The following is a 22,091-nucleotide window of genomic DNA, read 5'->3' on the forward strand; positions in this document are numbered from 1 at the left end:
CTGATCAATTATGATGCTCATTCATTTGCAACTTTGAAATCCTTTGCTAGAATATAATCTATAGAAAAGATTAGGAGTGGTGACTGTGGCTGAAACTCCAGCTGAAGATTTGATTCATTATATTGCACCAAAAGGAGAGTATATCCCTTTTTCAGATGATACGGACTATATCGCTAAAGGATTGGAATGGAAATTATTCACTGCCCGTTCGGTTAAAAAAGAACTATTATACAAAAGCGGCAGTTTTCAAGCAAAAGTCAAATTGGCAGGTTATGAACAATATGGCAACGGACTTGACACTGTAGTCGTTCAATTTGAAAATGGTAAGCTTAGCTGCATTAACCCTTCCTATTTAAAGGAAATGCAAAGCTCCAGTTTCGGAAAAGAATTGTTGAGTGGACCGGTATCCGAAACATCCGCAGATTCAAATGATACTGATCAGGTGATGGAAGCACCAATTACGGAAAACCCCGGACAGCCAAGTGAAGAACCAAAAAAAGCAAAAACCAAAACTAAAAAGACGACAGCAAAACCTAAGTTGGACTTACCTGGGGAAAAAGTGCATTTCACCGCGACCGTCAAGGAGTTCACGGCAAAAATGAACCATTTCACTGGTGAAGAAGATGAAGTCATACTCTTGGAGAATGTCAAAGTGACAACGGAGCCTGTATTGACTATCGGCGATGCTTGGTGTGGATATAGCAAGACATTAAAAAAAGCTGAGCTCGAAGAAGGAGACGCAATCGAATTTGATGGAAAAGTGGTCGACAAAAAATACAATAAAGAAATACGCTATAAAATAAATAATCCATCAAAGTTAGTGAAAAAGGAAGGATAAACGCTTGAAGTTATATGGAGTAAGCCGCCGCTTACTCCTTTTTTTTATTGCAGTATTCATGCTTCTAAAGAAATGAATGCTTTCATTGTGAACGTATTAGAATAGAAGCGTCAACTCCTGGAATATATTCGTTTGTTGGAGCTACAGCTAAGAAACATTCTCCATTCGTATAGGATGGGGTTTTCGTTTTGTGGTTTCATATTTTCCAGTGTTGGGGATAATACATTATGATCATGCATTTATAAAAAGATTAGGGGGGATTTTTTATATGAAAGAATTATTTCAGTTATTGAAACAAGGTAATAAGTCGGCTTTCATTGCAGCCTGTGTGAATAGTATCATCGCTGTCCTAAAAGGGATTGCCTATTTCATGACAGGGAATGTCGCTATGTTTGCTGAAACTTTACATACATTGGGCGATGCTGCGAATCAGTTTTTCGTCTTCATTGGTTCCGCACTAAGTAAAAAGTCACCAACAGATCGATTCCCTGATGGTTTTGGACGTTTGGTTAACCTTGTATTACTAGGGGCAGTATTGGTTGTCGGGATCATGTCCTATGAAACGATTAAAGAAGGGTTCCATCACATTTTGCACCCTGTAGAATCAACTGGTATCCTTATTAACTTGTCCGTCCTTTCGTTAGCGGTTGTGTTGGAATCATATGTATTATTTAAAGCGATGAAAGAAGTGGTCCATGAGACTGGAATCGAGGCTAAAGGAGCAGCAGTCATATTCAAGAGCTTCTCAGGTTTAAAAAGGGCAAAACCAGCGACGAAATTAGTATTCATGGAAGATATGGTAGCGACCGGTGGCGGCGTCCTTGCGATAATTGCCATTTTATTAGCAAACTTCACTCCTTTCATCCAAGCGGAGGGAGTTGCTTCCGTCATGATCGGTCTTGGTATGTTCTATGTGGTTGGAAGGGTCTTTCTTGACAATGCTGCAGGTGCTCTTGGGGAAGCCGATATTGAAATGCGGCAAAAAATTGGAACGATGGTCATGGATGATCCAGACGTAAGGGATATACAGAAACTGGCCGTAATAAAAGAAGGGGAAGACTTTCATGTTGAACTTGAAGTAGAGCTTGATCCCCATATTTCTATCGCACAGGCGGACGATATTAAAGATCGGCTGTTTAATCAGATATTCAAGGAAAGAGGGGTAACGGATGTCATTATAGAATTTGATGAAAATGATGGTATCCCTAAATGGGAAGGTCAGATAAAAAAAGAATTGAATGAAATGAAAAAAGACAGGGAGTAGAAATAATGGCAGCATACTAAGTGTCATGATCATGAAATTTATTTGATTATAAAATCATGACACTAATGATAAGCCTGTTCAATTCATCACTTACTTTCCTTGGGTATGCATTATAAGCTATCATGGACTTAGTTACATAAAGAAGGATTATGGAGGGGGAATAAGGATGCATAAACAAGATATTAAGCTAGTTGCACTTGATATGGATGGTACGCTTCTCAATAAGGCTGGAGAGATATCTGAAGAAAATCGGAGAGCGATAAAAGAAGCTGAAAATCAAGGGGTTTTTGTGGTATTGAGTACAGGAAGATCCTATGCGACATGCAGTGATTTTGCAAAGTCAATGGAGCTTCAATCATATCTCATAACGGTAAACGGAAGCGAAATTTACGATAATCAAGGAAAACTGGTGGAAAGGAATATCGTCGATAGCGATTCCATACAATGGATGTGGGAATTAAGCCAAAAACATGGTACACATTTCTGGGCCATTAGCTGCGATAATATTTACAGAGCTGAAATGCCTGAGAAAATCCATGATTCGCAATGGCTTAAATTCGGATTTGATACAGATGATGAAAGCATCCGCCAAATCATCATGGATGAACTGGTTTCAAAAGGAAACTTTGAAATAAGCAATTCAAGCCCGACGAATATAGAAGTCAATGCCATGGGCGTCAATAAAGCGAAAGCGATAAAGCTCGTATGTTCATTGCTCGGCATTACCATGGAGAATGTTATGGCGGTGGGTGACAGCCTTAATGACCTTGCAATGATTTCTGAAGCAAAAGTGGGTGTGGCAATGGGAAACGCCCAAGAAATTGTGAAAGAAAAAGCAGATTGGATCACAGCGACAAACGAAGAAGATGGGGTAGCTAAGGCCATTCATAAATGGGTGCTTTCAAATTGAATCGAAACTGTATATGGGTATTCCATATACAGTTTTTTTATTGAAATGGCGCTGCATGACAATTAAATTTTAGCTACTGAATTAATTTCTTGAAAATTGCGTCTTTTAGAAGTATGATAATCTTGTAGTGTTATATTTTGGTAATATATTAATAATGGGAGGTTTAAGGATGACTAGTAGTTTGCCTGAACAATGGTGGAATCAATTATCTTTACCAGTAATCTCAGCACCTATGTTTTTAATATCCGGTCCTGAGTTGGTGAAAGAATGCTGTTTGAATGGGGTGATCGGCTCTTTTCCAGCACCGAATGCGCGGCCGATAGAGGTACTGGATCAATGGATGGGTGACATAAACGATACATTGATTGCAGTGAAGGATAAAGAACCAGGCTCAAAGATAGCTCCGTGGGCAATGAATATGGTTGTTCACCGTACATATAGCAGGCTTGAAGAAGAGTTGGAATTGGTCAAAAAGCATCAGCCTCCCATCGTCATTACATCATTAGGTTCACCAAAACATGTGGTGGATGTCGTACATAGCTATGGCGGGTTGGTCTTTTCGGATGTCAGCTCTGTGGATTTTGCAAAAAAAGCTGCGGAGTCAGGTGTGGACGGATTGATCTTGGTTGCTGCAGGAGCAGGCGGTCATGCTGGTGAGATAAATAGCTTTGCTTTCGTGGACAGCGTAAGGACATTCTGGGACGGCATCATTTTGCTTGCCGGATCCATAAGTACTGGTCACAGTATTTTGGCAGCTCAGGCAGCTGGAGCGGATCTTGCATATATGGGTACACGTTTTATCGTGGCGAAAGAGAGCAGGGCAAATGATGAATATCGTGAAATGCTTGTCGATTCTGACCATGATGACATCATCTTGACTGATGCATTTTCAGGCGTTAATTGTAATATGCTTAAGCCGAGCATAAGGAAGGAAGGATTGGACCCAGAACAATTAGCCAAAAAAGAAAAAGTCGATTTTGACAGCATGTCCAAATCGTCTGAATCTAAAGCGTGGCGTGATATTTGGTCAGCGGGTCATGGTGTGGGAGCGATAAAAAAAATAGATACCGCTGCAGGCATCATAAAACAATTAGAAAAAGAGTATCACGAGTCCTTGAAGAAATTGACCGGACAGGCGGAAAAATTAAAGGGAATTATATCGAAATGATATGAAAGCGCTTTATTTAATTATGTTAATATAGCCAATAAAAAGGGTATCCATTATGGGTACCCTTTTTTTGCCATGAAATATCAGAGCTAATTCATAATGAACTTATCAGCTTAAAAAGCAATCTAAATAGGATTTAATGATAAAAGCAGTAAATATAGGATGTATGGCTGTGAAAAAATATTGATAAAAAGATGGATAAATGTTATATTATTTTCATGATAATGACCAAATGAACAATCTAGTCATAAATTATTAGTTGTTTAAAAAGCAATATATATCTAGGTGAAGATAAAGAATTTTAAATATAACTTAATTTTGTATTCTTCCGTTTTCACCGAGATAGATTAAATAAACGGCATATTCGTCGTATAGGAGGGCTTGGTAGGCGTGTTAAAATCTTTAAAGGGTGAATTTTTAGCCATAATAAAACATCCTATGATACTCATTTCCATAATAGGGATCATACTGATTCCTTTATTATATAGCGGCACGTTCCTTTGGGCATTTTGGGATCCATATGGTAAGGTGGACCAATTGCCTGTAGCCATTGTCAATTTGGATGAGGGTGCGGAGTTCAATGAAACGGAACTTACAATAGGAAAAGATTTAGTCAAGGAGTTAAAGGAAAAGAAGGATTTCGATTGGCATTTCGTCAGTCAAAAAGAAGCCAATGAAGGCCTGGAAAATCAAGATTATTACATGAAAATAGAAATTCCGAAAAACTTTTCGAAGAATGCAACTACCTTGCAGGAGGACAATCCGAAAAAACTTGATTTAATTTATACGTCCAATGAAGGGTTCAATTATATATCCACTAAAATAGGTGATGCAGCTTCGGAGAGAATCAAAGGGGAGGTTTCGTCGGCGGTTACGAAAACCTATGCGGAGTCTATGTTCGATAATTTGAACGAAGTGGCTGACGGACTCAAAAGTGCCAGTGATGGGGCTGGAGAATTGAAAGACGGAACAGATACAGTGAAGAACGGCACCAGTGAACTTGGTGAAGGGATTATCTCAGCTAAAGAAGGTTCCAAAAAAGTGGATGAAGGAATTGATTCCCTTCATTCAGGTTCTGTCGAAATCCATGAAAACCTGGAAAAATTAGCTGAAAAATCATTGACCTTTTCGAATGGGGTCGGTTCGGCAGCTGCCGGATCAAAGGAACTTAATCAAGGGTTACAACAGTTCAGCTCTGGTGTTGGGCAAATGAAAGATGGTCAATCCGAGCTTTTGCAAGGAGCCAAGAAATCTGAAGCGGGAACTGGTGAATTGGCCTCTGGATTGCAGCAGTCATTAGAGGGCTTCAATCAAATAGAAGAAAAGCTGCCCGCTTTGACTGAGGGAGCAAATGGTGTTGCGGCTGGTGCCACCCAGCTTTCAGGTTCATTGTCTGAATGGAGTGCAGCATCGAACGAAGCAAAAGCGGGGGCATCTGAAGTTTCGGCAGGTTTGGATGAGGTTATTTCCGGATTGGAACAACAATCTGAAGCTACGGATGATCCTGCAGAGAAAGCGCGTTTGGAGGGAGTGATTTCTTCTCTAACACGCATCAGTGAAGGTAGTAAAGGAGTATCTGAAGGAGTTGGGAAACTATCGGCCAGTGCAACCGAAATTGCTAAAGGCTCTAATAGCCTTAGTGATGGAGCCAATCAGTTAGGTGAAGGCACAAGTTCGTTAAGCGACGGTTTCACGCAATTGAAGCAAGCTCAGGGTAAACTCGCCAATGGGGCGAATGAACTGAAAAATGGCCAAGGTCAACTGGTGTCTGGTTTGACAACATTTGGCGACAGTATCGATTCAGCGCAGAGTGGCCTTGGACAATTAACGGAAGGCAGCAATAACTTGGTGAGCGGGCTTGATCAGCTTGAAGATGGTTCCAAGCAATTATCAAGTGGAACCTCACAGCTTTCCGAAGGTTCGAAAGGTCTGGTTACAGGAACGGATAGATTGAAGGAAGGTTCAAACAGCCTAACTAGTGGTATGGGAGAACTGGCGAATGGAGCCATTAAGTTACAAGATGGAATCGCCAAAATTTCTGATGGATCTGCAGAATTACATGACGAATTGAATGACGGGGCAAATGAAGCAGGCAAGATCAAATCCAATGAAGAAGTGTATGACATGTTTGCAAGCCCAGTTAAAGTGGATAAATTACCAATTAATAATGTACCGAACTATGGCACTAGTTTTGCACCATATTTAATTTCATTGAGTTTATTTATCGGGGCTATCGTTCTGACGATCATTTTCCCGTTAAGAGATCCTGCTGTTAAACCTGCGAGTGGATTTAGCTGGTTTATTAGTAAATACGGCGTCATGGCACTCATCGGAATCTGTCAAGCCATATTGGTGGACTCGATTTTAATTTTAGGTCTTGGAATCGATGTTACGAGCCTGCCGCTGTTTTTTGCAGTAAGCATTCTTGCTAGCTGCACATTCATGGCAATCATCCAGTTCCTGGGTTCAGCCTTTGACAATCCAGGCCGGTTCATAGCATTATTGATTTTGATTCTCCAACTGACCAGCAGTGGCGGAACATTCCCAAATGAATTAGTACCTGGTTTCTTGCAAGGATTCACACCGTTCCTACCGATGACTTATTCCATTAATGCTTTTCGTGCTGTCATCTCAACAGGAGATTATAGCTTCATGTGGCATAATCTTGCCATATTGGCGATATTCCTCGTTACGGCATTAACCTTATCACTTCTTTACTTTATTTATCGGTATAAGAAAATGAAAGGTACATTGAATGAAAATCAGGAAGAAGCAACTGTACAATGATCAAAAAAACAGCGACCCAGATGGGTCGCTGTTTTTTTGATAAATATCAGGTAATAAGTGAAATGCAGGAAAATAAAAGTTTCCCTAAAATAACCCCATCTTTAGATTTTCATACAGGCAATGGTTTGTTTGTGACAAAACATTGGTGCAGCATGAACCATGAAGTAAGTATTAAACACCTATACCCTTGTCTTTTGGGATGCAGGTGCATATTTCTTCATCGGATTTTTTGCAATGACTTCCTTTAAATAAGGATGGCCGGAAGGACCTGGTTTTCTCATAAGCTCCATTAGGTAAGAAATATCGTCCATGGCCCTGTGTGTTTGAAAATTGGTGATATTATGTGCCTGCAGTAATGTTAAGAGTTTACTATTCTCAAATCCATATTGCTTCCAAGGTACATTCCGCATCGTACAGTACCACTTTTGATCATTGATTTCCGGATACATTTGGTAGAGAAAACTTCTATCGAACGAAGCATTATGTGCAAAAATCGAATCGGTACGGTCAATGAAGGTTTTAATTTTTTCATCATGAAAACTCTTTCCTTCTACGGAGCTGTATGGAATTCCATGAATTCTGTATGCTTGATCATAATTCCTTCTTGCACCATAGGAGAGAGGCTCCCTTAAAAATGATTCTTGATCAATAAGATTAATGATTTCCCCTGTTTCACTGCTGTATGTAAAGAGTATAAGGGCAAGCTCGATAATTTCATCTGAAGAGGGACGTAAACCAGTTGTTTCTACGTCGAGTACCAAACCTAATCTATTAGTCAATTTTTTTTCCTCCAGTTGGGTTACATTCTTCTATTATAACTGACATGGAAGAGCTATTGAAAGTGTAATGATCGTTTTAAAGGATTTGAAAAGGTAAAAATGAACTAACGACACTAAAAAAAGATAGAGATTCCTTTTTTAAAGCAATCTCTATCTTTTTTATCCATATGTTCATACGCAGTGCAAAATGTTATCCAATTCATGTTCGGCAATTTGTACGAATTCTTCGTTTTTTTGAAGACTGAAAATGTTTTTGGATTGCTTAATATAGTGCAGTCCTTCTTCAGGTTGTTGCAGATGAACCAGATTCTTACCAGTTAAAAGATGGAGTTCAGCATATAAATATAGTGATTCTATCGAATTACAAATGTTGATCCCTTTAAGGGTATAATTTAATGATTCCTGATAATAATGGAGTTCAGTCAATGTTTGTGCTAATCCATGAATGATCTTCACGATAATGGTACCTTCCTGATTCACATGGGGAATATTCTCGATAAATTCAAGTGCTTCATGGAAGATGGTGATGGCTTCTTCATAATTTTTCGTTTTAAAATGGATGATTCCGATATTATTTAAAACTTCTATTTCCTGTTGATGAAGAATGACCCTTTTACCCATGGTAATCTGCATGGCCTCATTCAATAATTTTATAGCCTTTTGTTTGTCCTTGTACAAATAAAAAAAAGAGATGCCTTCATGCCATTTTAAGAATTGATAAAATGATATCGATTTTTCCGGAGCAGTTGCCATTTCTTTTTGGACGATTTCATAAATTGCTTCATAATTACGTGTCCGTTTGTATTTGTTAATCAAAAGTTTAATGGTTTCTATGTAATTATAAATCGGTTCATTTTTGGTAGTGAAGAAATACGGAAGGTCAACTTTAAGTTTATCCGCAAAAAGTGCCAATTCATCAATGGTTGGAGAAGTGATGCTTCTTTCATAATCTGACAGGGCATTAGGTTCACATATATCCTTAGCCAGTTCTTCTCTTGTAAGATTTTGTTTTATTCGTAATTCGTTGATAACAGAGCCAACCTCTATTTTCATTACAATTGCTCCTTTGTACCTATGTCTAGAATTCTATTTTAACATAATTTAATTTTTATCAGTAAGATAATTGAAAGATAGTATGATATAACTACTATACGTGTTTTCCTTGGGTATCAACCAACTAAAAAATAATTAAGAAGAAGCGATTAAACTTAAAATGAAGTCTTTTCTATATAAAGTGAGAAAGGGATATAATTACAGCTTATAGCAATCATTTGACTTGGAGTATAAGAATAAATAAAAAGAGGCGGCAATCTGCCGCCTCTAAAGCTTTTAATTTCCAATGAATTGTTGAGTCCAATAGTGGGCGTATTTCCCTCCGGTTACATGCCCGATTCCAATGTGCGTATAGTTCTTGTTAAGGATATTGGCCTTATGTCCAGGGCTGTTCATCCATGATTTCATGACTGCATCCGCACTAGGTTGACCTGCAGCGATATTTTCCCCTGCGTACTCGTATCTGATCCCAAAGGATTTCATCATTTCGAAAGGCGATCCATAACTGGGGCTTGTATGATTGAAATAATTATTATCACGCATATCTTCAGATTTTAGAATGGCTACGTTGGAAATGGCTGTATCCATTTTAAGTGAAGGGAGGCCTGATTTTGCCCGTTCTTCATTAACTAAACTAAGTATCTGCCGTTCAACTGATTGACTTTCTTTGCGATTAACCGTCGTATTGGATGATTCGGGAAGATTTATGATTTGTCCGATTCGAATTTGATTTGCATCGTTGATAGCAGAGTTCGATTTAAGTAATTCGTCAATGCTGACATCATATTCAGAAGCGATTTTCGTTAAGGTATCTCCTTCTGCCACCTCGTAAGTATTGGCTCCGAGTGCAACTTTCGGAGATAGAAGTGATAGTGACAGTGCTGATAAAAGGATGATCTTTTTCATTTTAATTCCTCCTAGTAGAATATCTGGATTGGAAGTATAGTATCCTATAAAAATAGTTTTGTGTAAAATTAGCTCATTCTCATTCTTTATAGGACTAGGAAAAAGGGATAGTATGAGAATATACATAATACGGGTCCATGTAACTTGGCAGATGATATGGCAAATCCAAATCATAGGTCTATTTGATAAATTGGAATGATGAATTTCTGGAAAAAAAGAATCAATTTACGTTTCCAGTCCTTGTTTGTCAGGGTAAATAATAAGTACATCTAAACGATATAGTTATATGGAACTAAAAAGGAAGAAACTAATCAATTATCCCAAGGGTGGAGCTTGTATGGATTTAAAGGCAGGGAAAGTGTTTTGGAAGGATACATTTGAAGCGAGAAAATATCCCATGTTGGAGGAAGACCTTTCATGTGATGTTTGTATAGTAGGGAGCGGCTCTTCAGGGGCACACTGTGCCTATTTTTTGGCAGAGACTGGTCTGAATGTCGTCCTGATCGATAAAAGGGATATAAGTGAAGGAAGTACGGTTGCGAATACTGGACTTTTACAGTTTTCAAATGATAAAACATTAACTTCCCTCATTCATAGTTTTGGAGAAGAAGCTGGGACACGGCATGTTCAGCTTTGTTTGGACGCCATTCGGACACTTGAGAAAGAGATTGTTCCAAGTTTAAAGGAAAATCCGGATTTTAAAATAAGAAAAAGCTTGTACTATGCATCCAATCCCAAGGATGTTCCTAAGCTTAAAGAAGAATATAGGAATCTTAAAACCCGCAATTTTCCTGTTGAATATTATACTGAAAAAGAGATTAACAGGAAATTTTCGTTTCCGAAAGCAGGAGCGCTGGTTACAGATAATGATGCTGAAATCAATCCTTATAAACATGCACATTTATTGATTGAAAAGGCAGTTTCGAAAGGCGTACGTGTCTATGCAAAAACAAAAATCAATGGAAAGATACTAAAAGAGAATCAAACCCAGTTATTTACCGAAACGGGTCACACGGTACATGCACAGACGGTCATCTTCGCAACTGGTTATGAAGCCCAAGAAGAAGTGAAAGATAAAAATGCAGTGATTCTCAGTTCATATGCCATAGCAACAAATCAAATAGCCGATCAAGCTAAATGGCATGATAATATGATGATTTGGGAAACGGCACGGCCTTATTTATATGCAAGAAAAACTCCTGACAATCGAATTATCATTGGTGGCCTTGATGAATCGACCGGTTATCTGGAGAAAAGAGATTCAATGATTTTGAACAAAAGAGATAAATTAATAAAGCAGCTTGTCAATCTGTTTCCAGAATTAAAGAATCGGATTTGGGCTGATTATTATTGGGGAGCTTTTTTTTGTGAGACCCATGATGGTTTACCGACAATAGGAATGTATCCTGACTATTCTAATTGCTACTTCTTATTGGGTTATGGCGGGAATGGAACGGTTTACAGTGTCATCCTTTCCCAAATCATCAGGGATTTGATTACAAAGGGAGGACAGGAGGACTCGGCATTGTACGTTAAGGAAAGGCATTTTTCAAAAAGTATTGTCCATTAAGACAGGTATCTCTTCATCATGAATAGAATTAAGTAGACAGCTGAATATACGGAGGGATTCTTCGATGTGGTTTAAGGAATTGGAAACAGAAAGGCTACATTTAATCGAAATAGGTCACCATCATGCCGAGAGTCTGTTTGAAATCCTCTCTAAAGATGAAGTGACCAAATATGATGGGATGGAAAGTTTAACTCTAGTAGAAGATGCCCGCCGCTTAATCGACTCGTTTAAAAGTGCTTATATAAACAAGCGAGGGATGCGGTGGGGAGTCATTCTAAAGGATTCAGGCAAATTCATCGGTACTGTTGGCCTGCATCAATTGAGCCTAGCCAACAAACGCGCCGAAATAGGATATGAAATCCATCCTGAATATTGGAGGAAACACTTTACGTCTGAAGCTGTCAATGAAGTACTGCGCTATTGTTTTGAAGAATTGAGACTAAATAGAATCGCCGCTTTAACTTTCAAGGATAATATTGCATCCAGAAACCTTCTGAAGAAATTTGGATTCAAAGAGGAAGGCAACCTCAGAAGTTACCTATTCCTTCGTGATCAGTCGCATGATGCCCTGGTATTTTCCTTGTTGAATACGGAGTATTGCCAGTTAAGGCAACAAAGTGTTCTGGAATCTTATAGATTTTAGTTTGGTATAGAAATTTAAGCAGCTTCTAAGACCTTAGTTCGGTATTGTATCGGACTCAGGTCTTTTAATTTTACCTTCATTCGTTTGTGGTTATAGTATTGAAAATAATCATCTGATTCCTTTTCAAAGTGCTCCATACTTTCAACTATATTGCAGCTAAGAATAAAGCAGCAGAGGCCAAGTTGGCGGTAATCAATTTAAGGGAAGAAGAAGCAGAAGCATACGGGAATATGAAACACTGGGAAATGCATTTGAGAGCACGAAAGAAGAGATCAATGCTTTGAAGTATCGCGTGAGGATAAGTATACAAGATGGATCAAGTAGGAGAGGAAGCTAATTGGCAGCTGCAAGCAAACTAAAAAAAACAAATTTTAAACGAAGCAGAGTTATATAGTTATCGTGATACTTTGAAAGAAGTTAAATTCCTTCCATGATCTTCCACAATTGCGCCATATTGAGGAAGATCATTATTGAACTTACGCTTTACTTCAAGTACATTATTTCACAAAGTTAATATTCATAAATGATAATGGAATGCGCAGTATTCTTGTACTGCGCAGCTGGAAAGTTGTTCTTCTTAAAGATAAGCGCCCTACAGATCATAAAGAGAAAGTGGGTTAATCCTTTACATCTTCCTTGCATATTTCACTAACTAGCTGCCATAACGCGTTGTTATCTTTATTTTTCGGTCCAAACCTATTACAATTTTCATATTGAGGCTTTGAATTCCTTTATTTTTTGCATTAAACCCTAATAAATTTTTCAGAGGTAACTAATTATTATGTCGTTTGTTAACTTCAATCGTAATGAACTCCGGCAAATAGCTGGGAGTACATCCTTTTGCTACTATTTCATCTTTGTAAAGACCCGTTTTCTCACCAAGTTTAATACAACGTGCACGATTCTTTTCATCATAAACGCCTATCCAGCCTGCGGTGAAATTCATAGCCCATTGAACTTCCGGTTCTTCCTGCGTAATATTAGCTTCTAATGCAGATAGCAAGTCTGCGGTGTTATCAGGCGGTGTTTGTCCAGTCCATCTCAATCGCCCTTGATAATACCAGAAAGCTCGCCTTTGAAGAGCAGAAGGACTATTTTCCCATGACTCCATCAATGCAATTTTCTTCTTGTCTTTGGTGAGCTGATTAGCCATTAACCAATCCATTAAGTTATTTCGCTCATCATAAGAGTGAGTCTGCATATCCTTATCAAGCTTATTTAGCACGTCTTGTGAAAGAAGTTTTTTGTCCATAATTAAGATTGCCAATAGTCTGGGCAAAAACTCTTCGGTTGACCAAAGTTCCATAGCTAGTTCGTGATCTTTTTTAATGTCCTTCGCGATTTTTCGTAAGTCGCCTAGCTTTGTTTTACTATTGATCTGAAGTAGAATGTTTTCTGCTTTTGACGAGCGTTTTATTTCAGTATCTTTTTTTTCATCCATTTTATACAACTCCTTTATTAAAGCGCTGTTTCATACTATGTCCTTGACGGGTATATCAGCCATCCACCGAGGATAAGTAATAGGGATGGTTGTTAATACAAATTGAGAAATGTTAAAAATTGTTATTCCCCGAAAAAAGAATGCAAATCCCGAGGAGGCACCACAATAACCATAATACTGAAGAAAATCCCAATTAGTATCGACATAAATGGCCCTCCCGCCAAAGCTATTGCCTTCTGGCGTTTATCTAAATTTCCATTCTACATATCCGGCGTAGGACCAATATGTACCTGTAAATGAAGCCTTCCAACTTCAAGTTTTCTTTATTTCCTTCATTTCTGCTTCCTAGAACATGTGACTTTGAAATGAAATACACCAATACCGTGTCCAATTTCATGCATTAATACACTTATCGGGATAGTTATGACTAAAACAGTCAAAATATTAACATGATTAACTCTTTCACTACCAATATCTTCCATAAGTTAAAGTATACACCAAATTTGAATTATTTGTTTTGTCCTTCATACCTCAATTGACATATTGACCCGACTATCAGTTACTTTTTCTTTACATTGTATAAGTTATCCTTTCCTCACCTTCTCAATAAGAAGAGAGAAGATGATTTTTAAACATTTGACTCTGGATAACTTCAATATGGAGACTAAACAGTCCATAGTTCAAGTGGGAATTTTCACAATCTATAATAGGTTATTGTTCCACAATCTGGCCCGTTTGTGGAATACTGTTTTTCGATAAATAAAACCTTTTTACACAACATCCAAAGGATTAAAACGGTGCAACTTTTATAAAATGTACGACTTTGTTTCAATACCACACCTAACGGTCCTTTTTGAATATATTGTTAAATCTTTTTTCCATGTTTGAAAGGTTAGAATTTTTTTCTCAGAATTAGGTTCCTCGGTTTCAAATAAGGCTTCCAAGTTTTGAAGAGTGGTATGTTTGCTGTTTTTATTATACACTTTATCAAATTATCTTTATGCTGGTTTTTGAGATTGCAGGTGAGGGAATGCACTTGAAACCATTTGCTGATTTTATAATTGTTCATAATGTTTTACCTGTTCCCGCAATAGCCGTAACTCATCATGTTTCATTTTAAACTCGGCACTGTCATCTTTTCTTCGGTTGAGTTCCTCATTCAAATTTTTAGCCTCATTATAAAGCTCTAAGTAAACTGTTTCAATGAAGTAAAGCTCGTTGATTATATTGTTCTTACCATTTTATTTCAAAGATTTGTTCAATATTTGGAAAGTAAACATCATCACTTTCAGATATTCCGATAGACCTTGAAACAGGTTTGTTTAATTCTATCGTTTCAGGAATGCGTCTGCTCCACGTATTTCTGCCGATTCCGGTTTCCTTTTCTAAGAAAAGATAAGTTAGTTTTTGTCCTTTGAATTTGTTTTTTATCTCTAGCGCCATTTCTTTGAGCTGCTCGTCACTATAGTTGGAAGGTCTGCCCTTACCACCCCGTCCATTTTGTGATTTAGTCATATCTGTCCTCCTCCATCAATTATGAATCAACCATTGCTTTTTGATTCTTGTATTTGATCAGCTTCATTATTAATTTTGTCAGCCAGTTGGCTAAGCTTACAAAGTGTTCAGGAATCATAAAGTTTTTAGTTTGGTATAGAAGATTGCAGCTGGCCTAAAGTGCCATTTTTTTATTTGCAGATGATTTTATATCAGTACAGGACAATATACATATTTTTCATGTTAAAATGGTATGCGAATTCATTAATCGGTCCGGATGGACATGAAAAGGAGCAAAATCATTGTGAAGATATTATTTCCGTTGCTTGCGGTCCTGGGCGGAATCACCATTGCCATACAAGGACAAATCAATGGTGGGTTAGGAAAAAAAGTGGGGGTCATTGAAGCTTCCTTCATTTCGTTTGGAATCGGGACACTCGCTTTGTTATTTATTGTTTTGTTTGCGGGAAATGGAAATATTTCCGCAATCGGTTCCGTACCCAGATGGCAATTAATAGGAGGGATTTTAGGGGCTATTTATGTCATAGTGATCGTACTGGTCGTCCCTCAGATTGGAGTGGCACCGGCAATGGTCGGGGTTATAGCAGGCCAGATAATTATTGGGGCAGTCATTGATCATTTCGGTCTATTTGGAGGCGTACGCATCCCATTGGATGGGAAAAAAGTGGCAGGAATTTGTTTGCTTTTCGTGTCATTATATTTGTTTAATCATAAATGAAGAAGTTGCACTTTTGTTTGAAACGACGGGTACATATGGGGGAATATTTCTATTCCCCTATAGTTAATGCCTATTATTTGGAGATTGATTATAGCGAACTATATATTTTAACGAAGTAATGCATTATCCTGCTAAAATATATTATTTGAAAGGGGATAGTTTGCTAGGGAAGTTGTCTCAGTAATCAACTTGATATGAATTATTAGAATATTTAGAAATGAATAGTTGAGGGAACCTAAATGAATACTGATTTGAGGTGTTTGTAAAAACTCCTGGAAGTCGGAAGTCCTTTTAGGTGATCATTTCTATTTACCTAGTATCTAGATCGAATTGATTAGCAATTAATTACTATATTGTGAAAAAGTACTCACCGGTTTATTGATTTTTTGATTTATTCGTAATATACTTAAAATTCAACATCTTTAATTCGAGGTATAGTATCCTTGGCGAGGTAAAAAAAGGTGATTTTTTACCTAGTAAACTGCATTAATTGCTTTTTTTAGGTAGAAATTAAGATTTATGCAAACGGTTCGCTAATTGTTTTAGGTGAATTTCTGCAATGAATGCTTCTACTTTTCCTCGCAATCATTATATGTACTATACGGAAGATTAATAGGTGTTAGAAGGATAATCTCTTAAATGGGAATATTCTAAGAAAGATTAAAGATGAGGGGGAATATTTTTTGAAAAAGTCTAAATTTTCAGTGCTAGCTCTTCTTATGGCCATCATGCTTATGCTTGCGGCATGCAACGGCGGTTCGAAGGAAACTTCGAATGAAAAAGAAGGCGGCTCGGGTGACTCATCCGGATCAAAAGTATTAAACGTAAACAATTCGAGTGAACCTGGTTCGCTTCACCCTGCAAATGCACAAGGTACTCATGAATCATGGATCCTTGAACATACGTTTGAGGGATTAACAAAGAAAACGGAAGAAGGCAAAATCGTCCCTGGTTCTGCAGAATCATGGGAAATCAGTGAAGATGGATTAACTTGGACTTTCAAATTGAAAGATGGTTTGAAATGGTCAAATGGAGATCCACTTACAGCCAATGATTTCGAATACGCTTGGAAATATGCTTTGAAACCGGAAACGGCTGCAGATTATGCTTACCAACTTTATTATCTTAAAGGCGGGGAAGCATACAACAGTAAGAAAGGGAAAGAAGAGGATGTAGGGGTTAAAGCGACAGACGAACATACATTAGTCGTTACTTTGGAACAGCCTACACCATATTTCCTTGACTTGACTTCTTTCTATACTTTCTATCCAATCGATAAAAAGGTACAGGAAGAAAATCCAAAATGGGCTTTGGATGCAAAAACTCACGTTTCAAACGGGCCGTTCAAATTAACGGAATGGAAACATAAAGAAAGCCTGAAAATCGAAAAGAATGAAAATTACTACGATAAAGATAAAATCAAATTGGATGCAGTTAACTTTGCTCTAATTGAAGATGAGAATACAGCATGGCAAATGTATCAGAGTGGCGAATTGGATCTCGCTTATCCACTGCCAGTAGATATTCAAGGTCAAATGGTCAATTCTGATGATAAAGAATTCAAAATGGGCAAAGAACTTGCCGTTTACTATTACAACTTTAATACAGAAGTGAAACCTTTCAATAATGCCAAAGTGAGGAAAGCGCTTTCAATGGCTATCGAGCGTCAAAAAATCACCGAAAATGTTGCTCAAGGCGGACAAAAGCCTGCTTTCGGCGTAGTCCCTCCGGGTATTCCTGATGCATCTGGAGATTTCCAGGAAAATACAGGTAACCTATTTAAGGAAGACGTTGCTGAAGCTAAGAAATTGTTAAAAGAAGGACTTGCTGAAGAAGGCATGAAAGAATTACCTGAGTTTTCAATTTTGTATAACACTTTAGATTCACACAAGAAAATTGCTGAAGCGGTTCAAGGAATGTGGCGTGATAACCTGGGTGTTGAAGTGACACTTGAAAATGCAGAATTCCAAGTTAAGCTTGACCGTGAAAAAGCTGGTGACTTTGAAATTTCCCGTGCAGGATGGGTTGGTGACTATGTCGACCCGATGACATTCATGCTTTGGGAAACGGACGGCGCCTATAATGATGCAGGTTGGTCAAACAAAGAATATGATAATTTATTAAAAGAAGCAAAATCTACAATGGATCCAAAAGAACGCATGGATGCTTTGCATAAAGCAGAGAAAGTCATGATTGACGAAATGCCTATCCTTCCGGTTTACTTCTATACAAAACCATATATGGTTAAATCGAATGTTACTGGAGTTTTTGCTCCAATTAACGCTTATCCGAACTTTATTTACGCGGATAAAAAATAATAGAAGGATAATAGAGAAATGGGAGGTATGTCCGATTAAGGACATACCCCATTTTTCAATTGCGAATTTGAATATTTCATGAATTCATTTCCGTTTTCAACTTCTTAGAAAATCGATGATTGGGGTGATTACCATGTTGAGATATACATTAAACCGTTTTAAATGGGCGATTATTACTTTATGGGCTGTTATTACATTAACGTTCATCATAATGCATACGATTCCGGGAAATCCATTTGCAAAAGAAGGGGCCATGCCTCCTGCTGTTTATGAAAACCTTCAAGTCCACTATGGATTGGACAAGCCGTTGTTGACCCAATATGGGAATTATTTATTGGAAGTCGTTCAATTTGATTTTGGTCCTTCTTTGAAATCTTCATCCATTTCCGTGAATGATTACATTATGAAGGGGTTTCCGGTGTCATTGCACTTAGGGGCACAAGCTTTGGTGATTGCCATCTTCTTTGGCCTCATTTTGGGTGTCGTGGCATCACTGAAAAGAAATAAATGGCCCGACTATTTATCAATGATCATTGCCATCGTAGGGATTTCCGTTCCTAACTTTATCCTGGCGACTATTTTAATCAATTATTTTGCAATTAAATGGAATATATTCCCTGTTGCTACATGGGCGACATGGCAGCATACCATTTTACCATCCATTGCCCTTTCCATGATGCCGCTTGCATTCATCGCTAGACTGATGCGGACAAGCATGCTTGAAGTAATGGGGCAGGATTACATTTTGACAGCAAAAGCCAAAGGATTGAAACGGAGCGGTGTCATAATCAAACATGCGATTCGGAATGCGTTATTGCCGATTATCACGGTTCTGGGCATCCTTACGGCTAATATCGTGACAGGAAGCTTCATCATTGAACGTATTTTTGGTATTCCGGGCATGGGAGATATGTTCGTAAAGGGAATATCCAACAGGGACTACCCGGTGATTCTTGGTTCCACAATTGTGTATAGTGCGGTGCTTATTCTATTGATATTCATCGTTGATATAGCCTATACGTTGATTGATCCTAGAATTAAAGTGACGGGGGAGAAGAAATAATGGCAGATAAAGTGCATTTAACCGAAGATATGTTCCAACCCGCCGAAGGCAACTTTAAGGAAGCTGAGAAAATAGCAAGACCTACAGTTTCATATTGGTCTGACGTCTGGCGTCGATTTAAAGAAAATAAGCTGGCCATGACTGGATTTGTTCTTATAATCCTCTTGGTCTTGATGGCGATTTTTGGTCCGTACATTAACGGATATACTTATTATGGACAAGATTTCGAGAAAAAAAATCTTAGCCCAAATAGCGAGCATTGGTTTGGAACGGATTCATCAGGAAGGGATCTATTTACGCGAGCTTGGTACGGTGCAAGGATATCCTTGTTCATTGGATTGATGGCAGCGCTGATCGACTTTTTAATTGGTGTCCTTTATGGCGGGATTTCTGCCATTCGCGGTGGACGCACGGATAATATCATGATGCGTTTCGCTGAGGTGATCTATGCGATTCCATACCTATTGATGGTTATCTTAATGATGGTCGTATTAAAACCTGGTATTCTGCCGATCATCATTGCGATGTCGATTACGGGGTGGATTCCGATGGCGCGACTGGTACGGGGCCAGGTTTTACAACTGAAAGAGAATGAATATATCCATGCTGCAACAATCTCTGGAGCCAATACAAGCTGGACTTTAAGAAAACACATGATTCCAAATACAATGGGACCAATCCTTGTCAATTTAACGTTGACTGTACCTACAGCCATTTTTGCCGAAGCGACACTTAGCTTTTTGGGACTGGGAGTGCCGGCACCTCAGGCAAGCTGGGGAACTCTGACAAGTGATGCACTGGGAAGTATTCTGGTAGGGAATTTCTATCAACTTTTAATCCCGGCAATATTGATTTCATTAACGATGTTCGCTTTCAATGTGGCTGGTGACGGATTGCAGGATGCCTTAGATCCAAAACTACGGAAATAAATGAGCCCTAACATAACGATTTGATATTACTAGAATAGGAGGGACGATGATGGAGAACCTATTAGAAGTCAACGATTTACAAATCACCTTCCATACTTATGCAGGAAAAGTGCAAGCGGTTCGCGGTGTGAATTTTGACGTGAAAAAGGGGGAAGCCGTTGCCATTGTTGGGGAGTCCGGATGCGGCAAAAGTGTTACAGCGAAATCTATCATGAGATTACTGGAAACACCCCCGGCAGAGTATGGAAAAGGGTCGATAAAATTTGGCGGTAAAGACCTTCTTAAAATGAGTGAAAAGGAAATGCAGAGGATTCGCGGGAATGAAATCAGCATGATTTTCCAGGATCCGATGACTTCGCTCAATCCAACGACAAAAATCGGCAGCCAGATCATGGAAGGCATTTTAAAGCATAATAAAAATATGTCCCGAAATGATGCATACGAACGGGCGTTGGAAACACTGAAACTAGTAGGTATTCCACAGCCGGAAAAAAGGATGCAGCAATATCCGCATGAGTTTTCAGGTGGTATGCGCCAAAGGGCAATGATAGCGATGGCCCTTGCTTGTGAACCGAAATTACTGATTGCCGATGAACCTACAACTGCATTGGATGTAACGATACAAGCGCAAATTTTGGAACTGATGAAAGATATCCAACGAAGAATGGATACTTCCATCATTTTAATCACTCATGATTTAGGTGTGGTTGCGGAAACTTGTGAACGGGTTGTCGTCATGTATGCAGGCAAGGTTGTGGAGACGGGTACGGTAGAGGCTATATTTTCAAACCCGCAGCATCCTTATACAAGAGGTTTGCTTAAAACGGTGCCAAGGCTGGATATGGAAAAAACGGCTCCGTTGGTTCCGATTATCGGATCACCACCTGATTTATTGGATCCGCCAAAAGGGTGCCCATTTTACCCAAGATGTGAATCAGCAATGAAAGTGTGCAAAGACCATGATCCGGAGCTTGAAGTAGTGGAAGAAGGTCAGACAGCCGCATGCTGGCTGCACCACCCGATGGCCAAGGCAGCACAGGTACAAGCACCGACTAACGTATAAAGGAGGAGAACCAATGGTTTCACTGAAAAATAAGGCCGTAAAAGAAAAGACAGACAACGAAAATTCTCCTCTTGTTGAAATAAAGAATCTGAAGAAGCATTTTCCCATCGGTTCTCAATCGCTGAAAGCGGTAGATGGTTTGGATCTCAAAATCTATCCAGGGGAAACTGTCGGTCTTGTTGGGGAAAGCGGTTGCGGTAAGTCGACTGCAGGTCGTACAATCACTCGATTATATGAACCGACAGATGGGGAAGTTCTTTTTCAGGGGAAAAATATTTTCGATTACAAACCTGGGGAAATGTCTCATATCCGCCGTGAAATACAAATGATTTTCCAAGATCCTTACGCATCCTTGAACCCAAGGATGAAGGTAGAGGAATTGATTGGGGAACCACTTGCCATTCATGGGATATCAAAAGGTAAAGAGCGAAGAAAACGGGTGGAAGACCTATTAAAGCTGGTTGGTTTAAGTCCGGAACATATCACTCGTTTTCCGCATGAATTCAGTGGCGGACAGCGCCAGCGTATTGGAATTGCAAGGGCATTGGCTTTAAATCCAAAATTCATCGTTTGTGATGAACCGATCTCTGCCTTGGATGTTTCGATACAGGCCCAAGTGGTCAACTTATTAAAAGAACTGCAAAAAGAAATGGGATTGACTTATTTATTCATCGCGCATGATTTATCGATGGTCAAGTATATTTCAGATCGCATTTTAGTCATGTACCTTGGAAGAATGATGGAACTTTCGGACAGTGATTCTTTAACGAAAGATCCGCTACACCCATACACACAGGCCTTGCTATCCGCAGTGCCGATACCAGACCCGACTATCAAACGGGAAAGGATCGTCCTTAAAGGCGATGTGCCAAGCCCGATCAATCCGCCGAGCGGCTGTGTATTTCGGACGCGCTGCCCTAAGGCGATGGAGATATGCTCCAGTGCTGTACCTGAATGGAAAGAACAAAAACCAGGGCATTTCGTTGCTTGTCATTTATATTGGTAAACAAAAAAACCAGTTGCTTTTGCGGCTGGTCTTTTTTTACACATTTATGTAAAATATTTTTAGAATAGAAACGATCATCAAATTATTTATCAGCATGTCAAAATAAAAAACTAGGAATCT

General features: G+C 38.8%; 18 protein-coding genes and 1 pseudogene. 13 read left to right on the forward strand and 6 right to left on the reverse strand.

Annotated features, from left to right (window positions below):
* Window positions 1-85: 85 nt before the first annotated feature.
* The 5 genes from J7I90_RS15730 (at window position 86) to J7I90_RS15750 (ending at window position 6,967) form a co-directional block, all read left to right on the forward strand.
* A complete protein-coding gene (locus tag J7I90_RS15730; RefSeq protein ID WP_214772787.1) occupies window positions 86-838 on the forward strand; it encodes a hypothetical protein in 753 nt (250 codons plus the stop codon).
* Between the two features lie 268 nt (window positions 839-1,106).
* Entirely contained in the window at window positions 1,107-2,102 is a 996-nt protein-coding gene (locus J7I90_RS15735; RefSeq protein ID WP_214772788.1) for a cation diffusion facilitator family transporter, read from the forward strand.
* 166 nt (window positions 2,103-2,268) lie between these two features.
* Window positions 2,269-3,012, forward strand: a complete 744-nt coding sequence (locus tag J7I90_RS15740) for a Cof-type HAD-IIB family hydrolase (RefSeq protein WP_214772789.1) — start codon at window positions 2,269-2,271, stop codon at window positions 3,010-3,012.
* A 169-nt stretch (window positions 3,013-3,181) separates the two neighbouring features.
* The gene (locus J7I90_RS15745) at window positions 3,182-4,180 is read left to right on the forward strand and encodes an NAD(P)H-dependent flavin oxidoreductase (RefSeq protein WP_214772790.1); all 999 of its coding nucleotides are present in this window, start codon (window positions 3,182-3,184) and stop codon (window positions 4,178-4,180) included.
* A 390-nt stretch (window positions 4,181-4,570) separates the two neighbouring features.
* Window positions 4,571-6,967, forward strand: a complete 2,397-nt coding sequence (locus J7I90_RS15750) for a YhgE/Pip domain-containing protein (RefSeq protein ID WP_311315190.1) — start codon at window positions 4,571-4,573, stop codon at window positions 6,965-6,967.
* A 179-nt stretch (window positions 6,968-7,146) separates the two neighbouring features.
* Here the strand turns inward: J7I90_RS15750 and J7I90_RS15755 are convergent, their stop codons facing one another.
* The 3 genes from J7I90_RS15755 to J7I90_RS15765 all read right to left on the reverse strand — a co-directional run bounded on the left by J7I90_RS15755 (window position 7,147) and on the right by J7I90_RS15765 (window position 9,705).
* Window positions 7,147-7,746: an exonuclease domain-containing protein gene (locus tag J7I90_RS15755; protein ID WP_214772791.1), complete on the reverse strand. Its 600-nt coding sequence runs from the start codon at window positions 7,744-7,746 to the stop codon at window positions 7,147-7,149.
* Between the two features lie 171 nt (window positions 7,747-7,917).
* Window positions 7,918-8,799, reverse strand: coding sequence for a helix-turn-helix domain-containing protein (locus J7I90_RS15760; RefSeq protein ID WP_214772792.1), 882 nt, complete (start codon window positions 8,797-8,799; stop codon window positions 7,918-7,920).
* Between the two features lie 276 nt (window positions 8,800-9,075).
* On the reverse strand, window positions 9,076-9,705 hold the full coding sequence (locus J7I90_RS15765; protein ID WP_214772793.1) for a CAP domain-containing protein: 630 nt from the start codon (window positions 9,703-9,705) through the stop codon (window positions 9,076-9,078).
* A gap of 337 nt (window positions 9,706-10,042) precedes the next feature.
* Here J7I90_RS15765 and J7I90_RS15770 point away from each other — a divergent pair, with 337 nt between their 5' ends.
* Window positions 10,043-11,275, forward strand: coding sequence for an NAD(P)/FAD-dependent oxidoreductase (locus tag J7I90_RS15770; protein WP_214772794.1), 1,233 nt, complete (start codon window positions 10,043-10,045; stop codon window positions 11,273-11,275).
* 64 nt (window positions 11,276-11,339) lie between these two features.
* Window positions 11,340-11,918, forward strand: coding sequence for a GNAT family N-acetyltransferase (locus J7I90_RS15775; RefSeq protein ID WP_214772795.1), 579 nt, complete (start codon window positions 11,340-11,342; stop codon window positions 11,916-11,918).
* Between the two features lie 14 nt (window positions 11,919-11,932).
* On the opposite strand, the pseudogene J7I90_RS15780 reads toward J7I90_RS15775, so the two are convergent.
* The 3 genes and pseudogenes from J7I90_RS15780 to J7I90_RS15790 all read right to left on the reverse strand — a co-directional run.
* A pseudogene (locus tag J7I90_RS15780) lies at window positions 11,933-12,058 on the reverse strand (IS3 family transposase); the annotation flags it as partial.
* A gap of 632 nt (window positions 12,059-12,690) precedes the next feature.
* Complete coding sequence (locus J7I90_RS15785) at window positions 12,691-13,359, reverse strand: DNA alkylation repair protein (protein WP_214772796.1); 669 nt, start codon at window positions 13,357-13,359, stop codon at window positions 12,691-12,693.
* A gap of 1,233 nt (window positions 13,360-14,592) precedes the next feature.
* The gene (locus J7I90_RS15790) at window positions 14,593-14,874 is read right to left on the reverse strand and encodes a hypothetical protein (RefSeq protein WP_214772797.1); all 282 of its coding nucleotides are present in this window, start codon (window positions 14,872-14,874) and stop codon (window positions 14,593-14,595) included.
* Window positions 14,875-15,157: 283 nt separating this feature from the next.
* On the opposite strand from J7I90_RS15790, the gene J7I90_RS15795 reads away from it, so the two are divergent.
* From J7I90_RS15795 to J7I90_RS15820, 6 genes are all read left to right on the forward strand, one after another.
* The gene (locus tag J7I90_RS15795) at window positions 15,158-15,592 is read left to right on the forward strand and encodes a DMT family transporter (protein ID WP_214772798.1); all 435 of its coding nucleotides are present in this window, start codon (window positions 15,158-15,160) and stop codon (window positions 15,590-15,592) included.
* A gap of 683 nt (window positions 15,593-16,275) precedes the next feature.
* Window positions 16,276-17,910 (forward strand): peptide ABC transporter substrate-binding protein, encoded by a 1,635-nt coding sequence (locus tag J7I90_RS15800; protein ID WP_251025310.1) that lies wholly within the window; start codon window positions 16,276-16,278, stop codon window positions 17,908-17,910.
* Between the two features lie 133 nt (window positions 17,911-18,043).
* Entirely contained in the window at window positions 18,044-18,973 is a 930-nt protein-coding gene (locus tag J7I90_RS15805; RefSeq protein WP_214772871.1) for an ABC transporter permease, read from the forward strand.
* Window positions 18,973-19,902 carry an ABC transporter permease gene (locus J7I90_RS15810; protein ID WP_053535169.1) on the forward strand — a complete coding sequence of 310 codons (930 nt, stop codon included), beginning with the start codon at window positions 18,973-18,975 and terminating at the stop codon, window positions 19,900-19,902. The genes J7I90_RS15805 and J7I90_RS15810 overlap by 1 nt, the downstream gene beginning before the upstream one ends.
* A 49-nt stretch (window positions 19,903-19,951) precedes the next feature.
* Complete coding sequence (locus tag J7I90_RS15815; RefSeq protein ID WP_214772799.1) at window positions 19,952-20,965, forward strand: ABC transporter ATP-binding protein; 1,014 nt, start codon at window positions 19,952-19,954, stop codon at window positions 20,963-20,965.
* Between the two features lie 13 nt (window positions 20,966-20,978).
* Complete coding sequence (locus tag J7I90_RS15820; RefSeq protein WP_076369598.1) at window positions 20,979-21,971, forward strand: ABC transporter ATP-binding protein; 993 nt, start codon at window positions 20,979-20,981, stop codon at window positions 21,969-21,971.
* The last annotated feature ends 120 nt before the right edge of the window (window positions 21,972-22,091 follow it).

This window comes from Bacillus sp. ISL-57, from assembly GCF_018613135.1.
Taxonomy (GTDB): domain Bacteria; phylum Bacillota; class Bacilli; order Bacillales; family DSM-1321; genus Peribacillus; species Peribacillus frigoritolerans.